At 72.0% G+C, this 12,994-nt stretch carries 12 protein-coding genes and 1 pseudogene; 8 read left to right on the top strand and 5 right to left on the bottom strand.

What is annotated here, in order from left to right:
* The first annotated feature begins 26 nt into the window (after nucleotides 1–26).
* From QQM39_RS40555 to QQM39_RS40540, 4 genes are all read left to right on the top strand, one after another.
* A complete protein-coding gene (locus tag QQM39_RS40555) occupies nucleotides 27–452 on the top strand; it encodes a GNAT family N-acetyltransferase (RefSeq protein ID WP_302002573.1) in 426 nt (141 codons plus the stop codon).
* A 176-nt stretch (nucleotides 453–628) separates the two neighbouring features.
* Nucleotides 629–1,972: a hemolysin family protein gene (locus QQM39_RS40550; protein ID WP_302002572.1), complete on the top strand. Its 1,344-nt coding sequence runs from the start codon at nucleotides 629–631 to the stop codon at nucleotides 1,970–1,972.
* The gene (locus QQM39_RS40545) at nucleotides 1,969–2,982 is read left to right on the top strand and encodes a hemolysin family protein (protein WP_302002571.1); all 1,014 of its coding nucleotides are present in this window, start codon (nucleotides 1,969–1,971) and stop codon (nucleotides 2,980–2,982) included. The genes QQM39_RS40550 and QQM39_RS40545 overlap by 4 nt, the downstream gene beginning before the upstream one ends.
* A gap of 105 nt (nucleotides 2,983–3,087) precedes the next feature.
* Entirely contained in the window at nucleotides 3,088–3,870 is a 783-nt protein-coding gene (locus QQM39_RS40540) for an SGNH/GDSL hydrolase family protein (protein ID WP_302002570.1), read from the top strand.
* 64 nt (nucleotides 3,871–3,934) lie between these two features.
* Here QQM39_RS40540 and QQM39_RS40535 read toward each other — a convergent pair whose 3' ends face one another.
* A complete protein-coding gene (locus QQM39_RS40535; RefSeq protein WP_302002569.1) occupies nucleotides 3,935–4,726 on the bottom strand; it encodes an LPXTG cell wall anchor domain-containing protein in 792 nt (263 codons plus the stop codon).
* Nucleotides 4,727–5,214: 488 nt separating this feature from the next.
* Between QQM39_RS40535 and purB the strand changes: the two genes are divergently transcribed.
* Nucleotides 5,215–6,657, top strand: coding sequence for an adenylosuccinate lyase (gene purB / locus QQM39_RS40530; protein ID WP_302002568.1), 1,443 nt, complete (start codon nucleotides 5,215–5,217; stop codon nucleotides 6,655–6,657).
* 13 nt (nucleotides 6,658–6,670) lie between these two features.
* Complete coding sequence (mug, locus tag QQM39_RS40525) at nucleotides 6,671–7,219, top strand: G/U mismatch-specific DNA glycosylase (protein WP_302002567.1); 549 nt, start codon at nucleotides 6,671–6,673, stop codon at nucleotides 7,217–7,219.
* A gap of 11 nt (nucleotides 7,220–7,230) precedes the next feature.
* Here mug and QQM39_RS40520 read toward each other — a convergent pair whose 3' ends face one another.
* Nucleotides 7,231–7,656, bottom strand: a complete 426-nt coding sequence (locus QQM39_RS40520; protein ID WP_302002566.1) for a hypothetical protein — start codon at nucleotides 7,654–7,656, stop codon at nucleotides 7,231–7,233.
* 314 nt (nucleotides 7,657–7,970) lie between these two features.
* On the opposite strand from QQM39_RS40520, the gene QQM39_RS40515 reads away from it, so the two are divergent.
* Nucleotides 7,971–9,128, top strand: a complete 1,158-nt coding sequence (locus QQM39_RS40515; RefSeq protein WP_302002565.1) for an ROK family transcriptional regulator — start codon at nucleotides 7,971–7,973, stop codon at nucleotides 9,126–9,128.
* 109 nt (nucleotides 9,129–9,237) lie between these two features.
* Here the strand turns inward: QQM39_RS40515 and QQM39_RS40510 are convergent, their stop codons facing one another.
* On the bottom strand, nucleotides 9,238–9,999 hold the full coding sequence (locus QQM39_RS40510; RefSeq protein ID WP_302002564.1) for a GntR family transcriptional regulator: 762 nt from the start codon (nucleotides 9,997–9,999) through the stop codon (nucleotides 9,238–9,240).
* A gap of 171 nt (nucleotides 10,000–10,170) precedes the next feature.
* Nucleotides 10,171–11,055: an RNA polymerase sigma-70 factor gene (locus tag QQM39_RS40505; protein WP_302002563.1), complete on the bottom strand. Its 885-nt coding sequence runs from the start codon at nucleotides 11,053–11,055 to the stop codon at nucleotides 10,171–10,173.
* 203 nt (nucleotides 11,056–11,258) lie between these two features.
* Here QQM39_RS40505 and QQM39_RS40500 point away from each other — a divergent pair, with 203 nt between their 5' ends.
* On the top strand, nucleotides 11,259–12,089 hold the full coding sequence (locus tag QQM39_RS40500; protein WP_302002562.1) for an alpha/beta fold hydrolase: 831 nt from the start codon (nucleotides 11,259–11,261) through the stop codon (nucleotides 12,087–12,089).
* A gap of 45 nt (nucleotides 12,090–12,134) precedes the next feature.
* Here the strand turns inward: QQM39_RS40500 and QQM39_RS40495 are convergent.
* Nucleotides 12,135–12,971 (bottom strand): annotated as a pseudogene (locus QQM39_RS40495) (EamA family transporter); the annotation flags it as partial.
* Between the last annotated feature and the right edge of the window lie 23 nt (nucleotides 12,972–12,994).

The following is a 12,994-nucleotide window of genomic DNA, read 5'->3' as shown; positions in this document are numbered from 1 at the left end:
TTCGTCGCCCGTGATGGGATCACGGCATGACTGATCTGCGCATACGGGCCGCGACGGCCGACGACCTCGACACCGTGCTGGCCTTCTGGAAGACGGCCGCCGAGGGCACGAGCATCAGCGACGACCGGGACGGCGTGGAGCGGCTGGTCGCCCGCGACCCGGAGGCCTTGATCCTGGCGGAACTCGACGGCGAGCTGGTCGGCACGGTGATCGCGGGCTTCGACGGCTGGCGCTGCCATCTGTACCGGCTGGCGGTGCACCCCGAGCGGCGCCGCCGGGGCATCGGCTCGGCGCTGCTGACCGCCGCGGACGAGAGGTTCGTACGGCTCGGCGGGCGCCGCGGCGACGCGATGGTGCTGCAGCGCAACGAGACCGCGCACCATGCCTGGCGCGCGGCTGGGTACACGCCCCAGGAACAGTGGCGGCGGTGGGTGAAGCAGCTCACGGACTGATCGCCGGTGATCACCCACCGACCACCGACAGGAGCACTTTGCTCATACTTTACTATTGGAGGGCCACTTCGGTCCTCCAATGAAAGGTGTGAGCGTCCGCCCATGGGCGAGCCTCCCAGTACCCGACATCGCGCGTTCCTCCCCACCCTGTCCGACCATGGGACGGAGGTGACCCGATGACCGAAGTGATCCTCCTGTTGGTGGCGATCCTGCTGTCGCTCGCCTGCGGTGCCTTCGTCGCGGCCGAGTTCTCGCTGACCACGGTCGAGCGCAGCGAGCTGGAGCGGGCCGCGGAGCGCGGCGAGCGGGGCGCTGTCGGCGCCCTGAGGGCCGTACGGAATCTGACGTTCCAGCTCTCCGGCGCCCAGCTCGGCATCACGGTCACCAACCTGGTCGTCGGCATGCTCGCCGAACCGTCGATCGCCGCCATGCTCGCGGGCCCGCTGGAGTCGATCGGCATCTCCCGCTCGACGGCGAGCTCGATCGCGCTGGTGATCGGTACGGCCCTGTCGACCATCGTGCTGATGGTGGTCGGCGAGCTGGTGCCCAAGAACTGGGCGATCTCCTCGCCCCTGGCCGTGGCGAAGACGGTCGGAAACGCGCAACGCTGGTTCAGCGCGATCTTCCGCCCCTTCATCACCCACCTCAACAACACGGCGAACCGCATAGTGCGCCGCTTCGGCGTGGAACCCACCGAGGAGCTGGCCGCCGCGCGCGGCCCCCAGGAGCTCGCCGCCCTCGCCCGGCACTCCGCCCGGGAGGGCGCCCTGGAGGCGGACACCGCCGAGCTCTTCGTACGGACCCTGAACCTGGCCGATCTGACCGCGGAGAACGTCATGACCCCCCGCGTCCAGGTCATCGCCCTGGAGGCCCAGGCGACCTGCGAGGACGTGGCGAACGCGACGCGCGCGACCGGGCTGTCCCGGTTCCCCGTCTACCGCGGCACCCTCGACGCGGTCGTCGGCACCGCGCACATCAAGGACATCCTGACGGTGCCCGCCGAGAGCCGGCCTCGCGTCTGTGTCGCCGAGCTGATGCGCGAGCCGCTCCTCGTCCCCGAGACGCTCACCGTCGACCGGCTCCTCGACCGGCTGTCCGGCAAGCGCACCATGGCCGTGGTCATCGACGAGTACGGCGGTACGGCGGGCGTGGCCACGCTGGAGGACATCGTCGAGGAGGTCGTCGGCGAGGTGCGCGACGAGCACGACCCGCACGAGACGCCCGACCTCGCCCACGCCGGAAGCGACGACGACGGCCGGCCCCTGTACTCGGCCGACGGGTCGGCGCGGGTGGACCAGCTCGCGCGCGTCGGACTGAGGGCGCCCGAGGGGCCCTACGAGACGCTGGCCGGTCTGGTCGCGACCGAGCTCGGACGCATTCCCGAGGTCGGTGACCTTGTCGAGGTCGCCGGCTGGCGGCTCGACGTGGTGGACGCCGCGGGCCGCAGGGCCGCACGGGTGCTGCTGCACGCGCCGCTCGACGACGAGGCGACCGACCACGAGAAGGAGGGCGGGCGATGACCGCCGTACAGCTACTCATCGGTTTCGCGACGCTGGTCGTCAACGCCTTCTTCGTGGGCGCCGAGTTCGCGCTGATCTCGGTGCGGCGCTCGCAGATCGAGCCGTACGCCGACCAGGGTGACCGGCGCGCCAAGAGCGTGCTGTGGGGCCTGCAGCACGTGTCCGCGCTGATGGCGGCCGCACAGCTCGGCATCACGCTGTGCACGCTGGTGCTGGGTGTGGTCGCGGAACCCGCGATCGAGCATCTGCTGGAGCCGCTGTTCCACGCGGTGGGCGTGCCGGAGAGTGCGGGGCACGTGGTGTCGTTCGTGATCGCGCTGGCGCTGGCCACGTATCTGCACATGCTGCTCGGTGAGATGGTGCCGAAGAACATCGCGCTGGCCGAGCCGGTGCGCAGCGCCCTGCTGCTCGGTCCGCCGCTGGTCGCGCTGTCCCGGGCGCTGCGGCCGGTGATCTTCACGATCAACGCCTTCGCCAACACGCTGCTGAAGCTGCTGCGCGTCGAGACCAAGGACGAGGTCACCGCGACCTTCTCGGACGCCGAGCTGGCCCGCCTGGTGCGGGACTCCGGCGAGGCCGGCCTCATCGACGACCGCGCGCGGGAGCGGCTGCACGATGCGCTGGAACTGGGCCGCCGGCCGGTGCGTGACGTGGTGCTTCCGCTGGAACGTGTCGTCTACGCGCGCGTGGGCGTCACGCCGGAGGAGCTGGAGCGGCTGTCGGCCGAGTCGGGCTTCTCCCGGTTCCCGGTCGTCGACGAGGCCCGCCGCATCGTGGGCTATCTGCATGTGAAGGACGCGCTGGACGCCTCCCCGCGCGACCTGCCGTTCCAGGTGCGGGACATGCGGCCCATCGCGCGCGTGCGGGAGAGCACGCCGCTGGACGACGTGCTCACGGCGATGCGGGGCAGCCGTACGCATCTGGCGGCCGCGCTCGGCGGCGACGGCCGCCTGGCGGGGCTGGTGACCATGGAGGACGTGCTGCGGGAGCTGTTCGGGCAGCGGGCCTGACGGTCGGTTTCCGCCTGAGCGCCGGGCTCTGCCCGAGCGCCGGTCCAGGCGGGTTCCGGGCTGACCGACCGCTGGGTATGGAGCCGGGTTACCATCTCTGTCGCCATGCAGACGAACCCCACGCACACCAGCCTGGTCGCGGTCGGCGACTCCTTCACCGAGGGCATGTCGGACCTGCTCCCGAACGGCTCCTACCGGGGCTGGGCCGACCTCCTCGCCGGGCGGATGGCCGCCCGCACGCCCGACTTCCGGTACGCCAACCTCGCGGTGCGCGGGAAGCTGATCCGGCAGATCGTCGAGGAGCAGGTCGACGTGGCGGCCGCGATGGGCGCCGATGTGATCACGCTGGTCGGCGGGCTCAACGACACGCTGCGGCCCAAGTGCGACATGGGGCGGGTGCGCGGACTCCTGGAGGAGGCCGTGGAGAAGCTCGCCCCGTCGTGCCGGCAGCTGGTGCTGATGCGCAGCCCGGGGCGGCAGGGGCCGGTCCTGGAGCGGTTCCGGCCGCGCATGGAGGAGCTGTTCGCCTGCGTCGACGAGCTGGCCGAGCGGCACGGAGCGGTCGTCGTCGACCTGTACGGGGCACCGTCGCTCGGCGACCCCCGCCTATGGGACGTGGACCGGCTGCATCTGACGGCCGAAGGGCATCGCCGGGTCGCGGAGGCGGTGTGGCAGGCGCTCGGCTACGACCCCGAGGACACCGAGTGGCACGCGCCGATGCCGGCCACGCTGCCGCCGGGGTGGGCAGCCCGGCGGGTCGCGGACGCGCGGTTCGCCCGGCGGCATCTGCTGCCGTGGATCGGGCGGCGGCTCACGGGACGGTCGTCCGGGGACGGGCTGCCGCCGAAGCGGCCGGAACTGCTGCCGTACGAGGGCCCGGCGGCGTAGCCGCGGACAGGGGAAAGCGCCCGGTGGTCCCTGGTGGGGTACCGGGCGCTGTCACAGGTGCGCGCTACTGCTGACGCGCGGCCCGGCTTCGTCGGTAGAGGAAGGCTCCGCCGACCAGCAGCGCCCCGCTGCCGACGATGCCTCCGACGATGGCTCCGGTGTTGGTGCCGGTCTCGGGCATCTGGGGGTGATCCGGCTTCGCGGGCGGCGCCTTGGGCGGAGGCGTCGGCTCGGGCTTGTGGGGAGGCGGCGGCGTCTTGCTGGGCGTGGGTTCGGGTGAGTCGCCGTAGCAGGAGCCGTAGCCGCATTCGTCCGGCTCCTCGGAGCCGTAGCCGCTCGGCTCCTCCTTGCCGTAGCCGTAGCCGCTCGGCTCCTCCTCGCCGTAGCCGTAGCCGCTCGACTCGTCGTCGCCGTAGCCGCTCGGCTCCTCCTTGCCGTAGCCGCTCGACTCTTCCTTGCCGTAGCCGTGGCCCTTCGGCTCCTCCTTGCCGTAGCCGTGGCCCTTCGACTCCTCCTTGCCGTAGCCGTGGCCCTTCGACTCCTCCTTGCCGTAGCCGTGCTCCTTCGGCTTCTCCTTGCCGTAGCCGTGCTCCTTCGGCTCCTCCTTGCCGTAGCCGTAGCCGTGGCCGCTCGGCTTGTCGGCGCCGTAGCCCGACTTGCCATATCCGGAGGTGTCGTGTTCGGAAGCGGACTCCGGGTAATCCGGCGAGTTGAATTTGTCATTCAGCTCATAGAACTTGTCCCGCATCGCGCCGAACTTTTCCTGCATCTGGCCGAATTTTTCATCCAGCCCGTCCAGCCCGTCCGGTTCCCATGGATCCGTACGGCCCGACAGTGCGGCCGCGGAGTTCACCACGGTCCCCTGCATGCGTGGGGCCGCGGACGCCCACGTACCGGATAGTGACAGGGCGCTTGTCGCGGCAGCGGCCACGATCAATCCCCTGGTCAGGGCCTGTCGCATTCTCGTTGTCTTTCTCTCAGGCGGAATGGGGAAGCCAACGTCGGTCATTGACGCGATCTTGTCGATTGCCGGGATTTGCGAGGTCATCGCAGGAGCCGTGATGCCGCACGTTCACACTCGCCACGACCTGCAGACTATGAACGAGACAGGCGGGCCCCAGAAACCAGGACGCGTCGACGGCCAGGGAATTCACCCGATCGCCCGGTATCCGGATCGCCCTGCATACGGCCGACGGCCTCACCCCGACGGCGACAGCAGCGTCCGTCTCGCGATCCCTCTCGCAGACCAGCGGAAGGACGGCGTGCAGAGCACGCCTGACCTGGGGTGCTCCGGACCGTATGCGCGATCGGGGGCCCTCGGGGCGCCGGGTAAACTCCGTACACGTGACTTCTGCGCCCGCCAAGCCCCGCATCCCGAACGTCCTCGCCGGACGCTACGCCTCCACCGAGCTCGCCACGCTCTGGTCCCCCGAGCAGAAGGTGAAGCTCGAGCGGCAGCTCTGGCTCGCTGTGCTGCGGGCCCAGAAGGATCTCGGCATCGAGGTTCCGGACGAGGCGATCGCCGACTACGAGCGTGTCCTGGACACCGTCGACCTGGCCTCCATCGCCGAGCGCGAGAAGGTCACGCGGCATGACGTGAAGGCGCGGATCGAGGAGTTCAACGACCTCGCCGGGCACGAGCACGTGCACAAGGGCATGACGTCCCGCGACCTCACGGAGAACGTCGAGCAGCTGCAGATCCGGCTCTCGCTGGAGCTGACGCGCGACCGTACGGTCGCCGTCCTGGCGCGCCTCGGCAAGCTGGCCGGCGAGTACGGCGAGCTGGTCATGGCCGGCCGCTCGCACAACGTCGCCGCGCAGGCCACGACGCTGGGCAAGCGCTTCGCGACCGCCGCCGACGAACTGCTCGTCGCGTACGGCCGGGTCGAGGAGCTGCTCGGCCGCTACCCGCTGCGCGGCATCAAGGGCCCGGTGGGCACGGCTCAGGACATGCTGGACCTGCTCGGCGGGGACGCGTCGAAGCTGGCGGACCTGGAGGACCGGATCGCCGGGCACCTGGGCTTCTCGCAGGCGTTCACCTCGGTCGGCCAGGTCTACCCGCGCTCGCTCGACTACGAGGTCGTGACCGCGCTGGTGCAGCTGGCGGCGGCGCCGTCGTCGCTGGCGAAGACGATCCGGCTGATGGCCGGGCACGAGCTGGTGACCGAGGGCTTCAAGCCGGGCCAGGTCGGCTCCTCCGCGATGCCGCACAAGATGAACACCCGGTCCTGCGAGCGCGTCAACGGCCTGATGGTCATCCTGCGCGGCTACGCCTCGATGACGGGCGAGCTGGCGGGCGACCAGTGGAACGAGGGCGACGTGTCCTGCTCGGTGGTGCGCCGGGTCGCGCTGCCGGACGCGTTCTTCGCGCTGGACGGTCTGCTGGAGACGTTCCTGACGGTGCTCGACGAGTTCGGTGCCTTCCCCGCGGTCGTGGCGCGTGAGCTGGACCGTTACCTGCCGTTCCTCGCCACCACCAAGGTGCTGATGGGCGCGGTGCGCGCGGGCGTGGGCCGAGAGCTGGCGCACGAGGCGATCAAGGAGAACGCCGTCGCCTCCGCGCTGGCGATGCGCGAGCAGGGCGCCGAGCGCAATGAGCTGCTCGACAAGCTCGCCGCCGACGAGCGCATCCCGCTCGACCGCGACCGGTTGGACGCGCTGATGGCCGACAAGCTGTCCTTCACGGGCGCCGCGGCTGACCAGGTCGGCGTCGTCGTGGGCCGCATCGAGGAGATCGTGAAGCAGCGCCCGGAGGCCGCCGGTTACACGCCCGGGGCCATCCTCTAGCGCGTCGCTCGGCATGGCGCGCTTCACCGCCGAGCAGTTGGAGGCCGCTCGCGACCGTCTGGTACCGGACGTCGTCGCGGACGGTCTCCATGTGCTGTTCTGTGGCATCAACCCCGGTCTGATGACGGCCGCGACCGGCCATCACTTCGCCCGCCCCGGCAACCGTTTCTGGCCTGTGCTGCACCTGTCCGGCTTCACGCCGAGGCTCATGAAACCGTCGGAACAGCAGGAGTTGCTGTCCTACGGACTCGGCATCACGAACGTCGTGGCACGGGCGACGGCACGGGCCGACGAGTTGAGCGCGGAGGAGTATCGCGAGGGCGGGCGGCTGCTGGCGACGAAGGTGGCGCGGCTGCGGCCACGTTGGCTGGCCGTGGTGGGCGTGACCGCTTATCGGGCCGCCTTCGACGACCGCAAGGCCCAGGTGGGCCCGCAGGAGCGGGTGATCGGGGGCACGCGCGTGTGGGTGCTGCCGAATCCGAGCGGGCTGAACGCGCATTGGACGGCGGCGACGATGGCGGAGGAGTTCGGACGGTTGCGGGCGGCGTCGGAAGAGGCCTGACGCCGCTCGGGTCACGGCGGGTCGACTTCCGTGACCACGGCGAGGAGTCGCACGTCGTCGGCCTCGTCCCGGTCGGCTACGGCCACCGCGACCCAACGGCCCGTCCCTTCCGCTTTCCAGAGGTGGGCGACACGCGCGCGGGCGCTGAGGGAGGCCCAGGGCTCGGGTATCTCTTCTCGCGCGGTGCGCAGCAAAGTGGTCTGCAGGTTCAACGGGTCCGTGTCTCCCCAGCGGAGCGCGAGCAACTCGTAGAGGGCGTCCCGGTCCTTCTCGTACTGCTCCACCGTCGTCGCCCGCGTCCCTCGGTCGCCCTGGCTCCTCTCCAACACCACCAGGTGATAACCGGGGCCCTCGCCGACGGCCGACGGGCCGTGCTTCGCCGGGAAGGGACGGAAGCACAGCTCGTCGATGAGGGCGAGATGCCGTGCGATGTTCATGTCCTCCAGTAAACCCGGCCCCACTGACAATTGGCGTGCCGTCAGACGTCCCTGCGCCGCACGCTCCACACGGACGACACCACGAGGATGTACGGGATCAGCACGGCCGGCGTGGCGACACGGCTACGGCCCGACGTGGTCGCCATGGCGCCGTGGTGACCGGGCGGGCGGGGTGCGCGGCGAGGGCCGACGGCCGGGCCGGTGGTTTCGGCCGGCGGACCGGCCGGTAGGCGCGGCAGGTGCCCACCTCTCGCCCGCGTCCGTCCCGGCGAGTAGCATCCGCCCAACATGCGCACGAGCTGGGAGGACGGACGTTGGGGCGGCTGACCGGCGGGGATCCCTCGCTGCTGCGAAGGATCAATTCCGCGGTGGTGCTGCACGCGCTGCGTGCCACGGACGCCGCGACGCTGACGGAGATCACCCGGGTCACCGGACTGTCCCGCCCGACCGTGGAGGGCGTCGTCGAGGGCCTCATCGAGGCGGGTTATGTCGTCGAGAAGGCCGCCGACGAGAGTGTCGTCCGGCGCCAGGGGCGGCCCGCGCGGCGGTTCCGGTTCCGGGCGGAGGCGGGGCATCTGCTGGGCGTGGACGTCGGGTCGCATCGGGTCGCCGCGCTCCTGGCCGACCTGGACGGCCGGGTGCTCGGCTCCATCGCGAAGGACGTCGACGAGACGGCTCCGGCCGACGAGCGGCTGGAACGGCTGCGTACGGCGGTCGCCGAACTGCTGCGCCGGGCCGGTGTCGCACGCGGCTCGCTGCGGGCCGTGGGGGTCGCGACGCCGGGCATCGTCGAGGCGGACGGCACCGTACGGCTGGGCGCCGCGCTGCCCGAGTGGACGGGCCTGCGGCTGGGCGAGCGGCTGAGCCGGTCCTTCAAGTGCCCGGTCCTGGTGGAGAACGACGCCAACGCGGCGGCGGTCGCCGAGCACTGGAAGGGTTCGGCCACCGAGTCCGACGACGTGGTGTTCGTGCTGGCCGGGCTGAGCCCGGGCGCCGGTGCGCTGATCGGCGGGCAGCTGCACCGGGGGTTCGGCGGGGCGGCCGGCGAGATCGGCGCGTTGCATCTGTTGGGCCGCGAGGCGACTCCGGAGACCCTGCTGTCCACCACGGACGAGCCCCTGCGGCCCCTCGACGAGCACGCCGTGGCCGAGGTCTTCGCGCAGGCACGAGAGGGCGACGAGGGGGCCCGCGCGGCCGTCGACCGCTTCATCCAGCGCCTCGTCCACGACGTGGCCGCCCTCGTCCTCGCGCTCGACCCCGAGCTGGTCGTCATCGGCGGCTGGGCGGCCGGCCTGGACGGCGTACTGGACCCGCTGCGGCGCGAGCTGGCCCGCTACTGCCTGCGCCCGCCGAAGGTCGCCCTGTCCCTCCTCGGCGAGGCGGCGGTGGCGACCGGAGCGCTGCGGCTCGCTCTCGACCATGTGGAGGAGCAGCTGTTCGCGGTGGAGGGCACGGTGACGGGGCGGCGCTGACGCTCAGCGGTCAGTCGCCGGTTCCCCGGCGGTGCGGTGCCGGGTGGGCCGGTGAACGCCTCGCGCCCCGGAGCGGATCCGGGGCGCGAGGCAGGTGCCGGTACGGCGGTCAGGACGCCCGGCGTTCCGGGTCCTGGTGGATCTCCACGCCGCCGAAGTCGCCGAAGGTCAGCCGGCACGTGTCCGCGCGGTACGTGGCGACGGACAGCGCCGCGGTGCGGCCCCCGGCGATGTAGCGGGTGGTGACGACGAGGACGGGCGCCCCCGGCAGTCGGTCCAGCTCCTTGGCGTCGTCCGCGCGGGCCGAGCCCAGCTCGACGGCGTTCTCCTGGCCCTCGAGGTCCAGGCGCTGCAGCTCGCGCAGCACGGCACGCGCGCGTGCCGCGGCGGACGGGGCGTCGATGGCGGAGAGGTCGGGCACCGACGACTGCGGGACGTAGAGCAGCTCGGCGGCGACGGGCTGGCCGTGCGTCACGCGGGAGCGGCGCACGATGTGCACGGCTTCGTCCCGGCCGCTTCCCAGGGCGTCGGCGACGGTGGCGGGCGGGACCGCCAGTACGCAGTCCGCGGGCTGCCAGACGTCGTCGGCCGCCCCCGGCCAGGCGTGCTGCTCGGTTCCGACGGCCACACCCACGCGCGGCGGCGCGACGGTCGTACCGACACCGCGGCGGCGCTGCAGCCGGCCTTCCAGTTCGAGCTGTTCCAGTGCCTGGCGGAGCGTGGCCCGGGCGACGCCGAAGCGGGCGGCCAGGTCGCGCTCGTTGGGCAGGATCTCGCCCACGGAGAACTCGGATTCCAGTGCCTCACTGAGCACGGTCCTCAGGTGCCAGTACTTCGGTTCCGGCACCGATTCCAGCTGCGTGGTCCCCACCCTGTCCTCCGCAATCGCCGTGGCCCATCGGCGTTTTAGCGCCCTTGTTTATTAAAGGTTGTTGCACTTCTCTGCGACCATAGGGCGGCCCTCACCCTTGGTCAATACCAATCGCCGGGAACGTTCACGGCACGGGCTGGGGCTGCCACGCCCGCACCCCGGCGGTGGGAGCTACGCCGTCGCCAGGGACGTCAGCTTGTCAGGGTTGCGGATGATGTAGACCGACTGGATCCGTCCGTCCAGGACGTCCAGCTGGAAGACGCTGTCGGGCTTGTCGCCGGACCGCACCAGTACCGCGGGGCCGCCGTTGAGTTCCAGGAACCGGAAGGACACATCGGCGACGCCCTTCTGCGCGGCGCCGATGAGGAAGCGGCCCACCTTGTCGGCCGTCTCCAGGACCCGCACCGGCGCCTTGGCCTTGCCGCCGCTGTCGCCGACGAGGCGGACGTCCGGGGCCAGCAGTGACATGAGCCCCTCCAGGTCGCCCTCGGCCGCCGCGGCCAGGAACCGTTCGGTGAGATCGCGGCGCTGGACGGGGTCGACCTCGTAGCGCGGCCGCCGCTCGTCGACGTGCTTGCGGGCCCGCCCCGCCAGCTGCCGCACCGCCGCCTCGCCGCGGTCGAGCATGGCGGCGATCTCGGCGTACGGGTAGCCGAAGGCCTCCCTGAGGACGAACACCGCCCGTTCCAGGGGCGACAGCGACTCCAGGACGACGAGGACGGCGAGGGAGACGGAGTCGGCGAGGACGGCACGTTCCGCGCTGTCCGGGACGGTGTGCCCGAAGTCGGTGGCGTACGGCTCCGGCAGCCAGGGGCCGATGTAGGTCTCGCCCCGCGCCTTGACCTGGCGCAGCCGGTCGATGGCGAGGCGGGTGGTGATGCGCACCAGGTAGCCGCGCGGTTCGCGCACCTGCGACCGGTCGGCGCCGGACCAGCGCAGCCATGCCTCCTGCACCACGTCCTCCGCGTCGGCCACGCGGCCGAGCATGCGGTAGGCGACCCCCAGGAGAACGGGGCGGTGCTCTTCGAAGACGTCGGTCTCGGTGTCGGTGGTCACCTCACCATCCCAGCCGACGCGTCCGGCCGTGTCCAGGCGAATTCGGCGGTGCCGGGCTTGTGTAGTTCAACGCCGGGGCGCGCGGGACGCGTTGAGGGGCTTTCCGGTCTCCAGGTCGGCGGCCACAGGGGCTACCCGCCGGTAGCAATTGCTGACAAGCTGTCTACGCCGTCCGTCAGCGTGTCCCAGACGAGGAGCACCCCATGTCCGCCACCGTCTCCTTCAAGGTTCCCTCTCCCCACGGCCCGCAGAGCGTGACCGTCGACTACGCGCGCGTGGGGCGCGGCGAACCGTTGCTCCTGCTGCACGGCATCGGTCACCACCGGCAGGTCTGGGACCCGGTGGTGCACATACTGGCGGCCGAGCGGGAGGTGATCTCCGTGGACCTGCCCGGCTTCGGCACGTCTCCGGGCCTGCCGGACAGCCTCAGCTACGACCTCGCCACGACCACGGCCGTGTTCGCGGCCTTCTGCGAGGCCATGGAGCTCGACCGGCCGCATGTCGTGGGCAACTCGCTGGGCGGGCTCATCGCGCTGGAGCTCGGCCGCGAGAAGCTCGTGCGGTCCGTCACCGCACTGTCCCCGGCGGGGTTCTGGTCCGAGGCCGAGCGACGCTACGCCTTCGGTGTGCTGCTGGCGATGCGGCACATCTCCCGGCGGCTGCCGGTGCCGCTGGTGGAGCAGCTGTCCCGGTCAGCGGCCGGTCGCACGGTCCTCACGAGCACGATCTACGCCCGCCCCGGCCGCCGTTCACCCGAGGCCGTGGTCGCCGAGACCCTCGCGCTGGCGCGGGCCACGGGCTTCGACCAGACTCTCCGGGCCGGCCGGGCCGTCCGGTTCGCCGACGACATTCCGGGGGTCCCGGTCACCGTGGCGTGGGGCACCAGGGACCGGCTGCTCGGGCGCCGGCAAGGGGTGCGCGCCAAGCAGATCATTCCCCGGGCGCGCCTCGTCCGGCTGCCCGGCTGCGGCCACTGCCCGATGAACGACGACCCGGCCCTGGTCGCGCGCGTCATCCTCGACGGCAGCCGCTGACCCGCGCGGGGCACGCGTCAACGCGCCGGAGCCCAGGGCGACTCCGGCGCCGACGAGGGCGCTGCCCAGGGCCTGGACGGCGCCGTAGGAGCCGGTTCCGACGAGCGGGGCCGTGCAGGCGGCGGCGACCGGGATGAGGCCGGAGAAGAGCGTGGCGCGCTCGGCGCCGATCCGTTGCATGCCCATGTACCAGCACACGAAGCCGACGACGGTCACGACCACCGCCTGCCACAGCAGCGCGGCGGTCTCCGTGGCGTCGGGACGCCGCAGCCACGCGGTGCCGTCCAGCAGCAGCCCGGCCGCCGCGGACTCGACGGCGGCGATCCCGCACACGGTGGCGGACAGCAGCCGCGGGCCCAGGGGCCGCAGCACGGGCACGGCGAGGACCGCGAAGCCGACCTCGCCCACCAGCGCGCAGACGGAGAAGGTGATGCCCGCGCCGTCCGTGCGGCCCCAGCCCTGGACCGCGAACGCGCCTGCGGCGACGATCAACGCCCCGTACAGGACGGTGCGTTGGGGTCGGCGTCCGTCCAGCAGGGGGACGGCGACGGCCACGACCACGGGCGCGCAGCCGACGAAGACACCGGGAACCGCCGGTTCGGCGGTGCGCTCGGCGGCGATGACGGCGAGGTTGAAGCCGACCATGCCGACGGCCGCCAGCACCGCGAGGCGGGCCCACTGACCCGCGGCGAGTGCCCGCAGCCGGACCGCGGCGTCCCGTCCCGCCAGCGGGACGAGCAGGAGACAGGCGAGGCCGTAGCGCAGGAACTGGCCGCCTGCGTAGGGGTAGTCGCCGAGGAGGCTGTTGGCGGTGAAAGACCCTCCGACGAGGACACAGGCGAGCGCGGCGAGCAGGGCACCGCGTGTGGTGGTGGCGTTCATGGCAGCGACGCTAGGAACCGCCG

The organism is Streptomyces sp. DT2A-34, from assembly GCF_030499515.1.
In the GTDB taxonomy this organism is placed as follows: domain Bacteria; phylum Actinomycetota; class Actinomycetes; order Streptomycetales; family Streptomycetaceae; genus Streptomyces.
The sequence above is the reverse complement of the archived record's forward strand: the minus strand, read 5'-3'. Positions and strand labels throughout refer to the sequence as shown.

Bases quoted from the DNA above. Each gene is read 5' to 3' on its own strand.
- QQM39_RS40555 (WP_302002573.1), top strand. From the start codon at position 27: ATGACTGATCTGCGCATACGGGCCGCGACGGCCGACGACCTCGACACC.
- QQM39_RS40550 (WP_302002572.1), top strand. From the start codon at position 629: ATGACCGAAGTGATCCTCCTGTTGGTGGCGATCCTGCTGTCGCTCGCC.
- QQM39_RS40545 (WP_302002571.1), top strand. From the start codon at position 1,969: ATGACCGCCGTACAGCTACTCATCGGTTTCGCGACGCTGGTCGTCAAC.
- QQM39_RS40540 (WP_302002570.1), top strand. From the start codon at position 3,088: ATGCAGACGAACCCCACGCACACCAGCCTGGTCGCGGTCGGCGACTCC.
- mug (WP_302002567.1), top strand. From the start codon at position 6,671: ATGGCGCGCTTCACCGCCGAGCAGTTGGAGGCCGCTCGCGACCGTCTG.
- QQM39_RS40520 (WP_302002566.1), bottom strand. From the start codon at position 7,656: ATGAACATCGCACGGCATCTCGCCCTCATCGACGAGCTGTGCTTCCGT.
- QQM39_RS40500 (WP_302002562.1), top strand. From the start codon at position 11,259: ATGTCCGCCACCGTCTCCTTCAAGGTTCCCTCTCCCCACGGCCCGCAG.